General features: G+C 73.6%; 15 protein-coding genes. 9 read left to right on the forward strand and 6 right to left on the reverse strand.

The features are described from left to right. The first annotated feature begins 48 nt into the window (after positions 1–48). Entirely contained in the window at positions 49–429 is a 381-nt protein-coding gene (locus tag VM324_05880) for a DUF4870 domain-containing protein (GenBank protein HVL98801.1), read from the forward strand. Between the two features lie 5 nt (positions 430–434). Here the strand turns inward: VM324_05880 and VM324_05885 are convergent, their stop codons facing one another. After that, entirely contained in the window at positions 435–1,283 is an 849-nt protein-coding gene (locus VM324_05885) for a class II fructose-bisphosphate aldolase (protein ID HVL98802.1), read from the reverse strand. Positions 1,284–1,322: 39 nt separating this feature from the next. On the opposite strand from VM324_05885, the gene xylB reads away from it, so the two are divergent. Further along, entirely contained in the window at positions 1,323–2,816 is a 1,494-nt protein-coding gene (gene xylB, locus VM324_05890; GenBank protein ID HVL98803.1) for a xylulokinase, read from the forward strand. Here xylB and VM324_05895 read toward each other — a convergent pair. From VM324_05895 to VM324_05905, 3 genes are read right to left on the reverse strand one after another with little or no spacing between them, the layout of a single operon-like run. Next, positions 2,789–3,742, reverse strand: a complete 954-nt coding sequence (locus tag VM324_05895; GenBank protein ID HVL98804.1) for a 1-phosphofructokinase family hexose kinase — start codon at positions 3,740–3,742, stop codon at positions 2,789–2,791. The genes xylB and VM324_05895 overlap by 28 nt on opposite strands. A gap of 5 nt (positions 3,743–3,747) precedes the next feature. Further along, positions 3,748–4,650, reverse strand: coding sequence for a sugar kinase (locus VM324_05900; GenBank protein HVL98805.1), 903 nt, complete (start codon positions 4,648–4,650; stop codon positions 3,748–3,750). After that, positions 4,647–5,570, reverse strand: a complete 924-nt coding sequence (locus VM324_05905) for a sugar-binding domain-containing protein (protein HVL98806.1) — start codon at positions 5,568–5,570, stop codon at positions 4,647–4,649. The genes VM324_05900 and VM324_05905 overlap by 4 nt, the downstream gene beginning before the upstream one ends. Positions 5,571–5,692: 122 nt before the next feature. Here VM324_05905 and VM324_05910 point away from each other — a divergent pair, with 122 nt between their 5' ends. The 7 genes from VM324_05910 (at position 5,693) to VM324_05940 (ending at position 13,032) form a co-directional block, all read left to right on the forward strand. Then, complete coding sequence (locus tag VM324_05910) at positions 5,693–7,072, forward strand: sugar ABC transporter substrate-binding protein (GenBank protein ID HVL98807.1); 1,380 nt, start codon at positions 5,693–5,695, stop codon at positions 7,070–7,072. A gap of 31 nt (positions 7,073–7,103) precedes the next feature. Next, on the forward strand, positions 7,104–8,051 hold the full coding sequence (locus VM324_05915) for a sugar ABC transporter permease (protein HVL98808.1): 948 nt from the start codon (positions 7,104–7,106) through the stop codon (positions 8,049–8,051). Then, positions 8,048–8,887, forward strand: a complete 840-nt coding sequence (locus VM324_05920) for a carbohydrate ABC transporter permease (protein HVL98809.1) — start codon at positions 8,048–8,050, stop codon at positions 8,885–8,887. The genes VM324_05915 and VM324_05920 overlap by 4 nt, the downstream gene beginning before the upstream one ends. Before the next feature lie 13 nt (positions 8,888–8,900). Continuing rightward, a complete protein-coding gene (locus VM324_05925) occupies positions 8,901–9,905 on the forward strand; it encodes a zinc-dependent alcohol dehydrogenase family protein (GenBank protein HVL98810.1) in 1,005 nt (334 codons plus the stop codon). Then, the gene (locus tag VM324_05930) at positions 9,905–10,897 is read left to right on the forward strand and encodes a zinc-dependent alcohol dehydrogenase family protein (GenBank protein HVL98811.1); all 993 of its coding nucleotides are present in this window, start codon (positions 9,905–9,907) and stop codon (positions 10,895–10,897) included. Before VM324_05925 ends, VM324_05930 begins: the two co-directional genes overlap by 1 nt. Positions 10,898–10,938: 41 nt before the next feature. Beyond that, positions 10,939–11,961, forward strand: coding sequence for an alcohol dehydrogenase catalytic domain-containing protein (locus tag VM324_05935; protein HVL98812.1), 1,023 nt, complete (start codon positions 10,939–10,941; stop codon positions 11,959–11,961). 93 nt (positions 11,962–12,054) lie between these two features. Continuing rightward, complete coding sequence (locus tag VM324_05940) at positions 12,055–13,032, forward strand: sigma-70 family RNA polymerase sigma factor (GenBank protein HVL98813.1); 978 nt, start codon at positions 12,055–12,057, stop codon at positions 13,030–13,032. A gap of 43 nt (positions 13,033–13,075) precedes the next feature. Here VM324_05940 and VM324_05945 read toward each other — a convergent pair whose 3' ends face one another. Continuing rightward, positions 13,076–13,816 (reverse strand): 5'-3' exonuclease H3TH domain-containing protein, encoded by a 741-nt coding sequence (locus tag VM324_05945; protein ID HVL98814.1) that lies wholly within the window; start codon positions 13,814–13,816, stop codon positions 13,076–13,078. 221 nt (positions 13,817–14,037) lie between these two features. After that, on the reverse strand, positions 14,038–15,384 hold the full coding sequence (gene glmM / locus VM324_05950) for a phosphoglucosamine mutase (GenBank protein ID HVL98815.1): 1,347 nt from the start codon (positions 15,382–15,384) through the stop codon (positions 14,038–14,040).

The following is a 15,384-nucleotide window of genomic DNA, read 5'->3' on the forward strand; positions in this document are numbered from 1 at the left end:
GAGGAGCCTGACCGTGACCACCGCCGTCGACGCCGTGCGAGCTGCGCGGTGAGCGCCGTCCCCCCGTCCCCGCCCGGCTACGGGGCGGCCCCGTCGTCGGAGTCCCGCAACTGGGCCCTCGCCGCGCACCTCTCGGCGTTCGTCGTGTTCCTCGGGCTGCCGCTCCCCTTCGTCGGTCCCCTCGTCGTGTGGCTCGTCCGCCGCGACAGCGACCCCTACGCGAGCGCGCACGCGAAGGAGGCGCTGAACTTCAACCTCACCGCGATGATCGCCTTCATCGTCGCGGGCGCGAGCCTGTTGCTGCTCATCGGCTTCCTGCTCCTGCCCGCCGTCGGCATCGTCTGGCTCGTGCTCGTCATCATCGGGGCGGTCAAGGCGAGCAACGGCGAGCTCTACCGCTACCCGCTCACCATCCGGTTCGTCACCTAGACTCGTCACCTCTGGAGCGGGGTCGCCCTCAGGACGGCGAGCAGGCGCGCGACCTCGTCCGTCACCGCCTCCCGTGCCGCGCCGAGGTACGCGCGGGTGTCTACGACGTCCGGATGGGCGTCCAGGTAGGCGCGGACCGCCCGGGTGAACGCGTGGTTGAGGTGGGTGGCGATGTTCACCTTCGTGATGCCGGCCTCCACGGCCCGCGTGAGGTCCGCGTCGGCGACCCCCGAGGAGCCGTGCAGCACGAGCGGCACGTCGACGGCCTCGCGGAGCCGCGCGATGAGCGGGAAGTCGAGTGCCGCATCGCGGGTCGTCATCGCGTGCGACGTGCCGACGGCGACCGCCAGCGCGTCCACTCCCGTCGCGGCGACGAACCGGGCGGCCTCCTCGGGCTCCGTGCGGGCCCCCGGCGCGTGGACGCCGTCCTTGCCGCCGATCTCGCCGAGCTCCGCCTCCACCCACACCCCCCGCCGGTGGCAGGTCGCGACGACCTCGGCGGTCGCTGCGACGTTGCGGTCATAGGGCTTCCGGGAGGCGTCGAACATCACCGAGTGGAAGCCGAGGTCCACGGCCTCCGCGACGAGCTCCGCCGACTCGGCATGGTCGAGGTGGACCGCGACGGGCACGGCCGCGCGGTGACCGACGGCGAGGGTCGCACGGCCGAGCGGTTCCAGGCCCCCGTGGTAGGCGACGGCGTTCTCGCTGATCTGGAGCACCACCGGGCACGCCGCCCGGGCTGCGCCGGCGACGAGCGCCTCGGCGTGCTCGAGCTGGATGACGTTGAACGCGGCCACGCCGCCACCCGCCGCGGCGGCAGCCGCGACGATGTCACCGGTGGCGCGCAGGGGCATGCTCCGTATCCTCTCACGCGACGTCGAGGATGCAGGGAGGTGCCCGTGCCGCGCCGGCTCGTCGCGGGGGTCGACTCGTCGACGCAGGCGACCAAGGTCGTCCTCGTCGACGTCGACGACGGCGGACTCGTGGCCACCGGGCGCGCAGCGCACGAGGTCACCGGCGTGCACGGCGTCCGCGAGAGCGACCCGACGCGGTGGTGGGCCGCGCTCGGTGAGGCCCTCGCCATGGCGGGCCACGGAGCCGACGTCGCCGCGCTTGCCATCGGCGGCCAGCAGCACGGGCTCGTCGTCGCCGACGCCACCGGCACGCCGCTGCGCCCGGCGATCCTCTGGAACGACACCCGGGCCGCTGCGGAGGCGCGCGACCTCGTCGACGCGCTCGGCGGGGGCGAGGCGTGGGCCCAGGCGGTCGGCAGCGTCCCCGTCGCCGCGTTCACCGTCAGCTCCTGGGCGTGGCTGCGCCGCTACGAACCCGCGGTGGCCGACGCGACGCGCGCCGTGCGCCTGCCCCACGACTTCCTCACCGAGCAGCTGACCGGTCGGGCCGTCACCGACCGTGGCGACGCGTCGGGAACCGGCTGGTGGTCGCCGCTCACCGGAGCCTACGTCACCGAGATCCTCGACCTGCCGCTCGTCCGGCTCGACCCGGCGCCGCTGCCCGGAGTGGCCGCCTGGCAGCGTCCCGCAGGGGAGGTCACCGCCCAAGCCGCCGGCGCGACCGGGCTGCCGGCCGGCGCGCTCGTGGGTGTGGGCACGGGCGACAACATGGCCGCCGCCCTGGGCCTCGGGCTGCGCCCCGGCGAGCCCGTCATGAGCTTCGGCACGTCGGGGACCGCCTACGTCGTGTCGACGGCGCCGACGGCTGACCCGACGGGGGTGGTGGCGGGCTTCGCCGACGCCACCGACCGCTACCTGCCGCTGGCCTGCACGCTGAACTGCACGCTCGCGGTCGACCGCGTGGCCGCCTGGCTCGGCCTCGACCGTGAGGCGGTCGAGCCGGGAGGCGCCGTGGTCGTCCTGCCCTACCTCGACGGGGAGCGCACCCCCGACCTGCCCCACGCTCCCGGCACGATCACCGGGTTGCGCCACACGAGCACGCCCGGCCACATCCTGCTCGCCGCCTACGAGGGCGCTGTCTCCTCGCTGCTCGACGCGCTCGGGCGCGTCGAAGCGCTGTCCTCGCCGAGCGTCGCCGACGCACCGCTCCTGCTCGTCGGCGGCGGCAGCCGGGGGCGGGTATGGCAGGACGTCACCGCGCGGCTGTCGGGGCGGACGCTGCACGTGCCCGACGCCGAGGAGCTCGTCGCCCTCGGCGCGGCCGCGCAGGCGGCCGGTCTCCTCACGGGCGAGCGCCCCGACGAGATCGCGCGCCGGTGGGGGACCCGCTGTGGCCGGACCGTCGAGGCGCCGCCGCGCGACGAGGCGACGTGGGCGCGCATCCGGTCGGTGCGCGCCGGGCTGGAGGCCTACAACCACGCGCCGCCCGGCTCGCCGGCCGAGGGCTACACAACGGGGACGGCCTCCACCTGAGCGCCGAGCGCCCGAGCACGGTCCGGGTCGACGTCACCGGCGGTGGCCGCCTCCACCGACGCGGTGGCGGTCGCGACCCCCGCCCGCACCGCGTCGACGAGATCCGACGACGAGGCGAGACCGGCGACGAGGCCCGCGACGAGCGCGTCGCCGGCGCCGACGGGGTTGACCGGCGTCACCTTCGGCGCGCGCACGTGCACCGATGCCCCACGGGCGTGGAGCACCGCACCATGGCGGCCGACGGTGACGAGCGCCGCTGCGGGACCGCGGCCGCACAGCGACCGGGCAGCCGCCACGGCGTCGGGCAGCGCGGCCTCGTCCTCGACGGCGACGTGCTCGACCGCGGCGCCGCCGAGCAGCGCCCGGGCCTCTTCGATGTTCGGCGCGACGAGGTCGGGGCGCTCGGCGAGCGCTTCGCCGAGCGCCGTCGCCGACGTGTCGACCACGACCGTCGCCCCGTGGGCGTGGCCCCCCCGCACGAGGCGCGCTGCACCGTCGGGCGGGCTTCCCGCGGGCAGGCTTCCGGAGACGACGAGGATCACGCCCGGGGCGAGCAGCCGCTCGACCGCCGCCTCCAGGCGCGCCCAGTCACCCGACGCCACGGTGGGGCCGGGCTCGTTCAGCACGGTCGCCGCGCCGTCACCGGCGAGGACGGTGACGCACGACCGCGTCTCACCGTCCACGAGGACGGCATGCAGTTCGATGCCGGCGTCGGCCGCGAGCCCGCGCAGCGCGACGCCGGTGTGGCCGGCGACGAAGCCCACGACCGGCGCTTGTACGCCGAGGCGCGCGAGCGTGCGGGCGACGTTGAGCCCCTTGCCGCCGGCGCGGACCTCCGCGCGGTACGCGCGCTCGACGGCGCCCACACGCAGCGTCTCCACGTGCACCGTCCGGTCGACCGCCGTGTTGGGGCACACGACGACCATGCCGCTCACCTCGGCCACCCCGGCGGGGCACCGACCGGCGCCTCCATCGGGCCCTGGACGGTGACGGAGTCGGCGGCGACGAGGCAGCCGAGCTCGGCCGCGCGCAGCGGCGGGGCGCCGGCCATGGTGGCCGCCAGGTAGGTGCCGACGAAGTGGTCCCCGGCACCCGTCGGATCGACCTCCGTCCGCCTGGGAGGGGCCAGCGGCGTGCAGCCGTCGCGTGTGTGCACGACGACGCCCTGTGCTCCGCGGGTCTCGCACACGACCGCGCCGTTGGCCGCGAGCTCCTCCGCGGTGAGCTCGAGCGCCGCGAGCTCCCCGCTGCTCGGCGTGAGCAGTGCGGCGGCGCGGGCGACGCGCCGCACGTCGCGGAGCGCACCGTCGCCGGCTTCCGGGCGCACGTTCGGGTCGAGGCTCACCCGGCCCCCCGCGCGCGTGACGGCGTCGACCGCGATCAGCGCCGCCTCCCGCAGACCGGGTGCGAGAGTCAGGGTCGACCCGGACACGTGCAGCCACCCCGCCGTCGCCGCTGCTGCCCGCACGTGCTCGGACGGTACGCCGTCGGCTGCCGTGCCGGCGATGTGGAAGATGAAGTCCCGCCCGCCGGTCTTGTCGTAGGCGACGAAGGCGCAACCGGTCGGGGAGCAAGGGTCGATGCGCACACCGGCCACGTCGACGCCGTCGCGGCGCAGTCGGGCGAGGATCGCCCTGCCGAAGGCGTCGTCACCGACACCGCCGACGAGCTGCACCGCCGCACCGAGCCGCGCGGCCACCGACGCGACGATGGCCGGCGCGCCGCTCGGGTAGGGACCGAGGAAGCGTCCAAGGGCGCCGAGCGGGGCGCGCTCCGGCCGCATGATCTCGGCGAGGAGCTCCCCCACGACGAGCAGCCGGCTCACGGGGCTCACCGGCCGACGAGCTGCCTGGCGGTGCCCACGTCGGTGAGCAGCACGTCGACGAACCCCGCGCGCGCCGCACCGCGGATGGACGGGACCTTCGCGGTGCCGGCGGCAGCCGCGATCTTCGTGGGCACCCGCGCGAGCTGGTCGTGGCTGACGGCGAGGAACTGGTCGTCCCCGGGGAAGTGGACGGGGCAGCCGTCGGCGTCGAAGTAGCGCGTCGCGACGTCGCCCACCGCGCGCTCGAGCAGCTGCTCGTGGCGGGGCACCGGCGCAGGGCCGTAGTCGCCGAGCTCACGGGGCGGCGCGCCGATGCCGAACAGCGCGAGGGACGTCCGGTCCCACAGGGCGAGGGTCTCCGCCGTCTCACGGTCCTCCATGAGCGCCGCCCACAGCGTCGGACCGGGGTTGTACGGCGCGTGCAGGGAGCGGTGCGTTCCCTGCATCGTCACGGCGATGCGGCGGGCGATCTCGTTGCTCTGGAAGTACTCCTGAGGCTGGTTGGAGCCGCCGACCGCAGGGACGACGACCACACCGGGGGTCGCCGGCAGGCGCTGCTGCGCGACCTGCCACATCGTCCTGCCCCACGAGGCGAGCAGGACGGACCCGGGCGCGAGCCCCGCGCGGGCGAGAGCCGAGCCGGCTAGGCCCGCCACCGCCAAGGTTTCCCGCTCCGACGGCGCGAGCAGGACCTCACGCACGCCGAGCGCGTCGGCGACCTCGCCGGCGAGCTCGCCCGGGACGCGCAGCGGGCGGACGGTGATCTCGACGAGGCCGGTGCGGCGCGCCTCGGTGAGCAGGCGGCTCACCGTGGACCTGCTGACCTGCAGACGCTCGGCTATCTCCCGCTGGGACCTGTCCTCCAGGTAGTAGAGGCAGGCGGCCAGGTACATCGCGCCCAGTGCGCCGTCCACGTCGGGGTCGCCCACCGTCCTCCCTCCCTCGCGAACGCCGACGGTCATGAAAAAAGGTGTAGCACGTTTGTGCAGGCGTCGGTACGGTCATCGTGGCCCCGCCAGGGAGCCGCCGGAGCTGAGGACAAGGAGCACCGATGGTGGCAAAGGCACGCGTTTGGGCGATCCTCCTCGCACTCGGCCTCGTGGCCAGCGCGTGCACGGGAGCGGGCACGGGGGGAGGCGCCGACCCGGGAGGGGACGCCGCCGAGGGCGAGGCCGGCGTGACCACCATCACCATCGCTGCGGTCAACAACCCGCAGATGCAGGACATGCAGGAGCTCACCGACCACTTCCACGACACGCACCCCAACGTGCGCGTCGAGTGGGTCGTCCTGCCCGAGAACCAGCTGCGCGACCGGGTCACCCAGGACGTCGCCACCCGCGGGGGCCAGTTCGACGTCATGACGATCGGCACGTACGAGACGCCGATCTGGGCCGAGAACGGCTGGCTCACCAACCTCGCGGAGAACACCGCCGACGACGACGAGTACGACGTCGAGGACATCATCGAACCGATCCGCGACGCGCTGTCCTACGAGGGCGAGCTGTACGCCGTGCCCTTCTACGGTGAGTCGTCGTTCCTCATGTACCGCACGGACCTGTTCGACCAGGCCGGCCTGGAGATGCCCGAGCGCCCGACTTGGGACCAGGTCGCCGAGTTCGCCCGCCAGCTCCACGACCCGGCCAACGACGTGTACGGCATCTGCCTCCGCGGCCTGCCGGGCTGGGGTGAGGTCTTCGCGCCGCTCAACACGGTCGTGAACACGTTCGGGGGCCGCTGGTACGACATGGAGTGGAACGCCCAGCTGACCGAGGAGCCGTTCGTCGAGGCGGTCGAGTTCTACGTCAACCTCATCCGCGAGGCGGGTCAGCCGGGAGCGGCCAACTCCGGGTTCACCGAGTGCCTCACCACCTACGGCCAGGGCAACGCGGCGATGTGGTACGACGCGACGTCGGCGGCGGGGTCGGTGGAGAACCCCGAAGCGAGCACGGTCGTGGGGAAGACCGGCTACGTCTTCGCCCCGGTGAGGGAGACCGAGGCGGCCGGGTGGCTGTGGGCCTGGGCGCTCGCGATGCCCGAGACCTCACAGAAGAAGGAAGCCGCCTGGGAGTTCATGCGCTGGGCGACGTCCAAGGAGTACATCCAGCTCGTCGGTGAGGAGCTCGGATGGGAGCGCGTCCCGCCCGGCAGCAGGGAGTCGACCTACGAGATCCCCGAGTACCAGGAGGCCGCGGCGGCGTTCGCCGACGTCACCCTGGCGGCGATCAGCGAGGCCGACGTCGAGGACCCCGGCACCCAGGAGCGGCCCTACGTGGGCGTGCAGTACGTCAGCATCCCGGAGTTCCAGGACCTCGGGACCCGGGTGAGCCAGGAGATCGCCGCGGCCATCGCCGGTCGCCAGAGCGTGCAGGAGGCCCTGGAGAAGGGCCAGCGGATGGCCGAGGATGTGGCCGAGCAGGGCGGCTACCGCTAGCGGCCCTCCCGCGCGGCAGCAGGAGACGCCCGTGGCCACCGTCGACACGCCGGTCCGGACCGACACGCAGGCGCAGGGCGCACCCCGGCAGGACCCCCCCGCCAGCGGGCGGCAGCGCTGGGCGCGCCGCCTGCCCCTGCTGCCCGGTCTCGTCTACATCATCATCCTCACGCAGATCCCGTTCCTCTTCACGCTCTTCTACAGCTTCCAGCACTGGAACCTCTACCGGCCGGGTCAGCGCGGCTTCGCGGGGCTCGAGAACTACCGCTTCGTGCTCGGGAGCCCCACCTTCCGCACCGGCGCCCTCAACACCGTCGTGCTGACCGCGGGGGCGGTTCTCGTCGCCCTCGTGCTGGGGCTCGTCCTCGCGCTCCTGCTCAACCGCGCGTTCCGTGGGCGGGCGGTGGCGCGCACGCTGCTCATCACGCCGTTCCTCGTGATGCCCGTGGCGACGGCGCTGATGTGGAAGAACATGGTCCTGCACCCGGTGTTCGGGTTGTGGACCTTCCTCATGCGGCCGTTCTTCGGAACCGTGGACTGGGTGGCGCAGTACCCCATGGCGGCGATCATCGCGACGGTGGCCTGGCAGTGGACGCCGTTCATGATGCTCATCCTCCTCGCCGGCCTGCAGAGCCAGGACGAGGAGACGATGGAAGCCGCGCGCGTCGACGGCGCGGGGCCGCTGGCGGTCTTCCGCTACCTCACCTGGTCGCACCTGCGGCCCTACGCCGAGCTGGGCATCCTCCTCGGCTCGATCTTCATCGTCCAGACCTTCGACCCGATCTTCATCATCACGCAGGGCGGACCGGGGACGGCGACGACGAACCTGCCGTACTTCATCTACCTCCAGGCGTTCCGGGCGCTCGACATCGGGCAGGCGGCGGCCTCGGCGATCGTCGTCGTGATCGCAACGATCGTCATCGCCACCTTCGCGCTGCGGGTCATGAGCAACGTCTTCAAGCTTGCGGACTATCGATGACGACCATCGACCGGCCTGTCGGGGCGTCGCGCTGGGGCGGCGCCGGCCTGACGACCCTCACGTGGATACTCACCCTCGCGTTCGTGTTCCCCGCGGCATGGATGATCCTGACGGGCTTCAAGCACGAGGTCGACGCCTTCACGAGGACCCCGCAGCTCGTCTTCGAGCCGACGCTTCAGCAGTTCCGGGCGGTGTTCGACCGCAACTTTGCGCCGTACCTCATGAACTCTGCGTTCGCGACCGGCATGTCGACCCTGCTCGTCCTCGCGTTCGGGCTGCCCGCCTCCTACGTGCTCGCGATCAAGCCCATACCCCGGTGGCGTGACGCGCTCTTCTTCTTCATCTCCACGCGGATGCTGCCGCTCGTGGGCGCGATCGTGCCCATCTACGTCATCGCCCGCGACCTCGGCGTCCTCGACAACATCACGACGCTGACGTTGATCTACACCGCGCTCAACCTGCCCATCGCGGTGTGGATGCTCCGCTCGTTCCTGCTGGAGATCCCGCGGGAAGTGCTCGAGGCCGCCCGCGTGGACGGGGCCTCGCTCGGCCAGATCCTGCGGCGCGTCGTGCTCCCGATCATTGCGCCGGGGGTCGCGGCGACCGCCCTGATCTGCGTCATCTTCTCCTGGAACGAGTTCTTCTTCGCCGTCAACCTCACGTCGAGCACCGCGCCGACCGTGCCGGTGTACCTCGTCGGCTTCATCACCGCGGAGGGGCTGTTCTGGGCCCGGATGTCGGCGGCCGCCACCATGGCCAGCCTGCCCGTGCTGCTCGCAGGATGGATCGCGCAGAAGCAGCTCGTGCGTGGCCTGTCCTTCGGTGCCGTGAAGTGAGGTCCGGCGCCCGGTGAGAGCGCTCGTCCTGCCCGAGCCCGGCTCGGCTGCGTTGGCGACGGTCGACGACCCCGCCCCCGCACCCGGCGAGGTCGTCGTGGCCGTCGGCGCCGCCGGCATCTGCGGCACGGATCTCCACCTGCTCGCGGGGTCCCTGCCTCCCGCGGTCTACCCGCTCGTGCCCGGCCACGAGGTCGCCGGCAAGGTGGTCGCAACCGGCCGAGGCGCCACCCTCGTCAACGAGGGCCAGCAGGTCGCCGTCGACCCATCGGTGTTCTGCGGCGGTTGCCCGCAGTGCCGCGCGGGTTGGCCGAACCTCTGCGCGAACTGGGGCGGCATGGGGATCACCCGCCCCGGGGGCCTCGCGGAGTACGTCGCGGTACCGGCGTCGTGGTGCGAACCGCTGCCCGAGGACCTGCCCACGACCCACGGCGCGCTCGTCGAGCCGCTCGCCTGCGCCCTGCACGCCCTCGACCGCGCCGGAGCGGTGATCGGCCGCGACACCCTCGTGTTCGGCGCCGGCCCGATGGGATGCCTCCTCGCCGCGCTCTTCCGGCACGCGGGGGCTCGCAGCGTCAGCGTCGTCGACCCACAGGAGGGCCGGCTGCAGGTGGCCGAGCGGCTCGGTGCGACCGCGACCGCACCCGCGGTCGACGGCCTCACGGCGCCCGACGGCTGGCACGTCGTCGTCGACGCGAGCGGCGCGGTGCCCGCCATCGAGCAGGCCCTGCGGGTCGTGCGCCCCGCCGGGCGCGTGGTCATCGTCGGCGTGACCCCGCCCGATGCGACCGCCCGGTTCCTGCCCTACGAGCTATACGCCAAGGAGGTCACCGTCGTGGGGTCGATGGCGATCCTGCACAGCTTCGGTCGGGCGCGGGACGTGCTCACCTCCGGACTGTTCGACCCCGAGTCGCTCATCACGCACACGTTCGCCCTCGACGACGTCGGGACGGCGCTCGATACCATGCGGCAGGGACGCGGGGAGAAGGTCCTCGTGCTGCCCGGGAAGGCCCACTGATGCGCGCCGTCGTCCTCCACGAGCCCGGTTCCGCCGAGGTGACCGAGGTGCCCGACCCGACACCGGCGCCCGGTGAGGTCGTCGTCGCGGTCGACGCCTGCGGCATCTGCGGCACCGACCTCCACATCTACGACGGGCACTTCGCCCCGACGCCCTACCCGATCGTGCCCGGCCACGAGTTCTGCGGCGAGGTCGTCGCCGTCAGCGCCGACGCCGGGGACATCGTCGAGGGCACGTTCGTCGCCGTCGACCCTTCGCTGTTCTGCGGCCGCTGCGACCAGTGCCGGAGGGGCAGGGGCAACCTGTGCGCGAACTGGGGCGCGATCGGCGACACCGTCGACGGCGCTTTCGCCGAGTACGTGCGGGTTCCCGTGGCAAACGTCTACCGGCTGCCGGCCGACCTGCCCCGTGAGTGGGGCACGATCGTCGAGCCGCTCTCGTGCGCCGTGCACGCCATGGACCGTCTCGGCCCGGTGGCCGGTGACGACGTCCTCGTCTACGGCGCGGGCACGATGGGCCTGCTGCTCGCCCAGCTGCTGCGCTCCGCCGGCGCGGCGCGGGTCGACGTCGTCGACCGCAAGCCCGACCGTCTCGCGGTCGCCCGCCCCGGCGCCGACGAGGTCGCTGACTCGGCTGCCGCCCTCTCGGCCGAGCGGTGGGACCTCGTCGTGGACGCCACGGGTGCCACCGCCGCCATCGAGGACGGGCTGGGGCGGGTTCAGCGAGGCGGGACGTTCCTCGTCTTCGGCGTGGCGCCCGCCGCGGCGACCGCGCGCTTCTCGCCGTTCACGGTCTACAACGACGAGATCTCGATCATCGGCTCGATGGCGGTCCTCCACAGCTTCGGGCGCGCGGTCGACCTGCTCGCCGGCGGCGCGGTCGACCCGGCGCCGCTCATCACCCACCGCCTTGCCCTCGACGACTACGAGACCGGCATCGCGACCGTCCGGGCGGGGGAAGGGCTGAAGGTCCAGCTCACCGCCCGCGCCTGACGACCGGGTCGCCACCAGAGAAGGATTGCGACGTGGACGAGATGCGCCAGGTCTGGATCGCCGCCCCCGAGCGCGTCGAGGTGCGCACCGCGCCCCGTCCGGTCCCGGGGCCGGGTGAGGTGCTCGTGGAGACCGCACACGTCGGCATCTGCGGGTCGGACCTCCACGCGTTGCACGGCCGGCACCCGTTCATCGACCTGCCCGTCTCACCGGGGCACGAGGCGACGGGCGTCGTTGCCGCCGTCGGCGACGGTGTGGAGGTCTTCGCTGAGGGCGATCGCGTCCTCGTCGAACCGAACCTCATCTGCGGACTGTGCACGTACTGCACGAGCGGTCGCTACAACCTCTGCGCGCAGCTGCGGGTCGTCGGCTGCCAGACCGCCGGGGCCATGGCCGACGCCTTCACCGTGCCCGCGCATCGCCTCCATCCGGTGCCCGAGCAGTTCAGCTGGGCGGCGGCGGCGATGGTCGAGCCGCTGTCGACCGCGACGCACGCGACCCGCCTCGTCGGCGACCTCGGCGGTGCGAGCGTCGCGGTGCTCGGCGCCGGCTCCATCGGCCTCGTGACGCTGCTCGCCGCTCGTGCCGCCGGCGCCGCCGCCGTCGCCGTCACGGATCCCGTACCGGTCAAGCGGGAACGGGCACGCGCGTTCGGCGCGGACCTGACCGTGGACCCACTGCGCGACGACGCGGTCGCCCACATCCGCCAGGGTCTGCCGTACCGCCCCGACGTCGTCTTCGACTGCGTCGCCAACCAGTCGTCGACGGACCAGGCGATCGGACTGGCGGTCAAGGGCGGAACCGTCGTCGTCGTCGGCGTGCCCCAAGGCCCGGTGACGATCCCACTGGAGGTCGTCCAGGACCGTGAGGTGCGGCTCCAGGGAACGGCGATGTACACGGGAGAGGACGTGCGGGCCGCCATCGGCCTCGTCACGGACGGCGCGCCCGTCGAGCAGCTCGTCACCGCCACGTTCCCCCTCGAGGCGGCCGCGGAGGCGTTCGCCGCCGCGTCCTCCGGCGAACACGTCAAGGTGCACCTCCAGGCCGGCGCAGCGATGAGCTGACCCGCCCCCGACCGCCTACAAGGGGTGCACCATCCGTTGGAGGCGTGTCCAGGTCCACTTGCGCCCGCGGCCGTTCCTGCCATCCTGAACCGCATGACCGACGTGGCACCGCCCCGCGCCGCTGCGGTCCCCGAGCTCGAGGCGCACCGCCGGGAGCTCACGGGGTACTGCTACCGCATGCTCGGTTCAGCCTTCGAGGCCGAGGATGCGGTGCAGGAGACCCTCGTCCGCGCCTGGCGCGCGCTCGACCGCTTCGAGCGGCGCTCCTCGCTGCGGTCGTGGCTGTACCGCATCGCGACGAACGTCTGCGTCGACATGGCGCGGGGGCGGCAGCGCCGCGCCCGTCCGATGGACCTCGGACCGTCCTCCGCCACCGCGTCGGCCACGCTCGTGGAGCGCCCCGAGGCGACCTGGGTCGAACCCCTCCCCGACGGTCAGGCGCTACCGGACGGCGACCCGGCGGAGGTGGCCGTGGCCCGGGAGAGCGTGCGCCTCGCGTTCGTCGCCGCGTTGCAGCATCTGCCCGCCCGGCAGCGTGCGGTGCTCATCCTCCGTGAGGTGCTGCACTGGCAGGCCAGCGAGGTCGCGGAGCTGCTCGAGACGAGCGTCGCGTCGGTCAACAGCGCCCTCCAGCGGGCACGGGCGACCCTGCGGGCCAAGCCGGTGGCCTCCACCGACGTCTTCCAGCCCCTGGACCCCGACCAGCGGGCGCTCCTCGACCGCTACGTCGACGCGTTCGAGCGCTACGACCTCGACGCGCTGACCGCCCTGCTCCACACCGACGTGGTCCAGACCATGCCGCCCTACGACCTGTGGCTGCAAGGCCACGACGAGATCCGCCAGTGGTACCTCGGGCCGGGCATCGGCTGCCGGGGCTCGCGCCTGGTGCCGACCGTCGCGAACGGCTCGCCCGCCTACGGCCAGTACAAGCCGAGCGGCAGCGGCGACCTGCGGCCATGGGCCCTGCAGGTCGTCGAGGTGTCCGCCGCCCGGATCGTCGCGATGAACGCCTTCCTCGACACCGACCGGCTCTTCCCGCTGTTCGGCCTGCCGCCGACGCTCTCGCGGTAGAGGCGCTCCGGGGGCGCGGCGGCTCTGGTCCTCACCGGGCGGCTCACGACCCGGTCTGCCGGGCCATCGCGCGGAGCAGCCGGTTGAACGACGGGTCGAGACGCAGGCCGTCGGCGAGCGCGACGAACGCGGCGGGGTCGGGCGGCGTCGGCGGAAGCCGGTCGTCGAGCGGGGGCACGGGCACGTCGGTGACCACCCGCACGACCGGGGCCGCGGCGGCGAGGTAGCTCCGTGCCGCGGTGACCCGCCGCCGCAGCGGCTCGGGCATCCCCGAAGCCGCATCCGCGGCGGCGAGGACCGCCTCCACGCAACCATGGCGGGCGATCAGCTGGGCCGCGCTGCGCGCGCCGATCCCGACCACTCCGGGGAGCCCGTCGCTCGGATCGCCGCGCAGCAGGGCGAACTCGGCGTACGCCCGCCCGGGGATGCCGAACCGGGCGGTGACCGCGGCCTCGTCGACGACCTCGTGACGGGCGACGCCCCTGGCGATGTAGAGCACGCGGACGCCGCGCGCGTCGTCGACGACCTGGAAGAGGTCGCGGTCGCCGGTGACGACGTCGGCGGGGACCGTCGCGGCGGCGGCGAGGGTCGCGATCACGTCGTCGGCCTCGTAGCCGGCGACGCCGAGACGGGCGATGCCGAGCGCGTCGAGGACCGCGCCGATGAGGGGGACCTGTGTGGTGAGCTCCTCGGGCACCGCCTCGCTCACGCCCTGCCCGACGCGGTGCGCCTTGTAGGAGGGCACCGCGGCGACCCGCCACGCCGGGCGCCAGTCGGCGTCCATGCAGGCGGTCGAGGCGCGTCGGGCGCCGCGCCGCGACGAGGTGCGCGACCGACTCGATGAACCCCTTCAGGGCGTTCACCGGCCTGCCGTCGGCGGCGGTCGTGTCCCGCGGCACACCGAAGAAGGCGCGGAAGTACAGCGACGGGGCGTCGAGGAGCATCAACCGCTCCGCCTGCGTCGTCATGTCCCCAGCGTGCCACCGGCGAACGTGGGCGCGCCGGTCAGGCTCCGGAGGGCACGATGCGCAGCTCGTCGGCGGCCACGGCGGCGAGTCGCTCGGCCACGGCCTCCGCGCGGTCCTGCGAGTCAGCCTCGACCATGACCCGGACGAGCTGTTCGGTGCCCGACGCGCGCACGAGCACGCGGCCCGAGCCGTCGAGCGCGGCTTCCTCCTGCCTGACGGCCTCCCACAGCCGCGCGGCGTCGGCCAGCCGCTCGCGGTCGACGTTGCGGACGTTGAGCAGCACCTGGGGCAGCCGCCTCATCACCCCCGCGAGATCGGCGAGCGGACGCCCCGTCTCGGCGACCGCCGTGAGCAGCTGGACGGCGGTGAGGATGCCGTCGCCGGTCGTGGCGTGGTCGGTGAGGATGACATGTCCCGACTGCTCGCCTCCCAGCGGATGACCGTGCGCGCGCATCGCCTCGAGGACGTAGCGGTCGCCGACCTTCGTCGAGAGCACCTTGATCCCGAGGCGGTCCATCGCCTGGTGGAAGCCGAGGTTGGTCATCACCGTCGTGACGACGGTGTCGAGCCGACCGGCGGCGTGCATGCGCTCGGCGAGGAGCGCGAGGATGGCGTCGCCGTCCACGACCGCCCCGGTATGGTCGACGGCGATGAGCCGGTCGGCGTCGCCGTCGTGCGCGAGGCCGACGTCGGCCCCATGTTCGCGGACGGCCCTCGCCACCGTCTCCGGGTGGGTGGAGCCGCACCCGTCGTTGATGTTCGTTCCCGTTGGGGCGGCGTGGGTCGCGGTGACGTCGCAGCCGAGCCGGCGCAGCACCTCCGGGGCGACCGCGAACGCCGCCCCCTCGGCGCAGTCGACGACCACCCGCAGTCCGGTGAGGTCGCCTCCCGTAGCCACGAGGTGCTCGACGTAGGCATCGACCGCCTGCGGTTCCGGGGTGACCCTCCCGAGGGCCGCCCCCGTGGGGCGCGCCTCGTCGCTCAGCTGGAGGAGCTCCTCGATGCGTTCCTCCTTGCCGTCGGTGAGCTTGAACCCGTCGGCGCCGAAGAACTTGATCCCGTTGTCGTCGACCGGGTTGTGGCTCGCCGAGATCATCGCGCCGCTGCTCGCCCCGAGATGCACGGTGAGGAAGGCCACACCCGGCGTCGGCAGAACGCCGACCGGGACGACGTCGCCTCCCGCCGAGCAGACCCCGGCGAGCAGGGCGCCCTCGAGCATCTCCCCCGAGACGCGGGGATCACGGCCGATGACGACGCGGGGGCGCCCGACGCCCTCCTCCCGCAGGGTGCGCACGAGGGCGCGGCCGAGGCCGACGGCGAGCTCCGGGGTCAGCTCGGTGTTCGCGACCCCCCGGATGCCATCGGTGCCGAAAAGCCGGCCCAT

The organism is Egibacteraceae bacterium, assembly GCA_035540635.1.
Lineage (GTDB): Bacteria > Actinomycetota > Nitriliruptoria > Euzebyales > Egibacteraceae > DATLGH01.

What these genes read in the sequence shown, in the direction of transcription:
- VM324_05885 (HVL98802.1), bottom strand. Translation starts at nt 1,283, where the DNA reads ATGCCCCTGCGCGCCACCGGTGACATCGTCGCGGCTGCCGCCGCGGCG.
- VM324_05940 (HVL98813.1), top strand. Translation starts at nt 12,055, where the DNA reads ATGACCGACGTGGCACCGCCCCGCGCCGCTGCGGTCCCCGAGCTCGAG.
- VM324_05910 (HVL98807.1), top strand. Translation starts at nt 5,693, where the DNA reads ATGGTGGCAAAGGCACGCGTTTGGGCGATCCTCCTCGCACTCGGCCTC.
- VM324_05895 (HVL98804.1), bottom strand. Translation starts at nt 3,742, where the DNA reads ATGGTCGTCGTGTGCCCCAACACGGCGGTCGACCGGACGGTGCACGTG.
- VM324_05930 (HVL98811.1), top strand. Translation starts at nt 9,905, where the DNA reads ATGCGCGCCGTCGTCCTCCACGAGCCCGGTTCCGCCGAGGTGACCGAG.
- VM324_05920 (HVL98809.1), top strand. Translation starts at nt 8,048, where the DNA reads ATGACGACCATCGACCGGCCTGTCGGGGCGTCGCGCTGGGGCGGCGCC.
- VM324_05935 (HVL98812.1), top strand. Translation starts at nt 10,939, where the DNA reads ATGCGCCAGGTCTGGATCGCCGCCCCCGAGCGCGTCGAGGTGCGCACC.
- glmM (HVL98815.1), bottom strand. Translation starts at nt 15,384, where the DNA reads ATGGGCCGGCTTTTCGGCACCGATGGCATCCGGGGGGTCGCGAACACC.
- VM324_05945 (HVL98814.1), bottom strand. Translation starts at nt 13,816, where the DNA reads ATGGACGCCGACTGGCGCCCGGCGTGGCGGGTCGCCGCGGTGCCCTCC.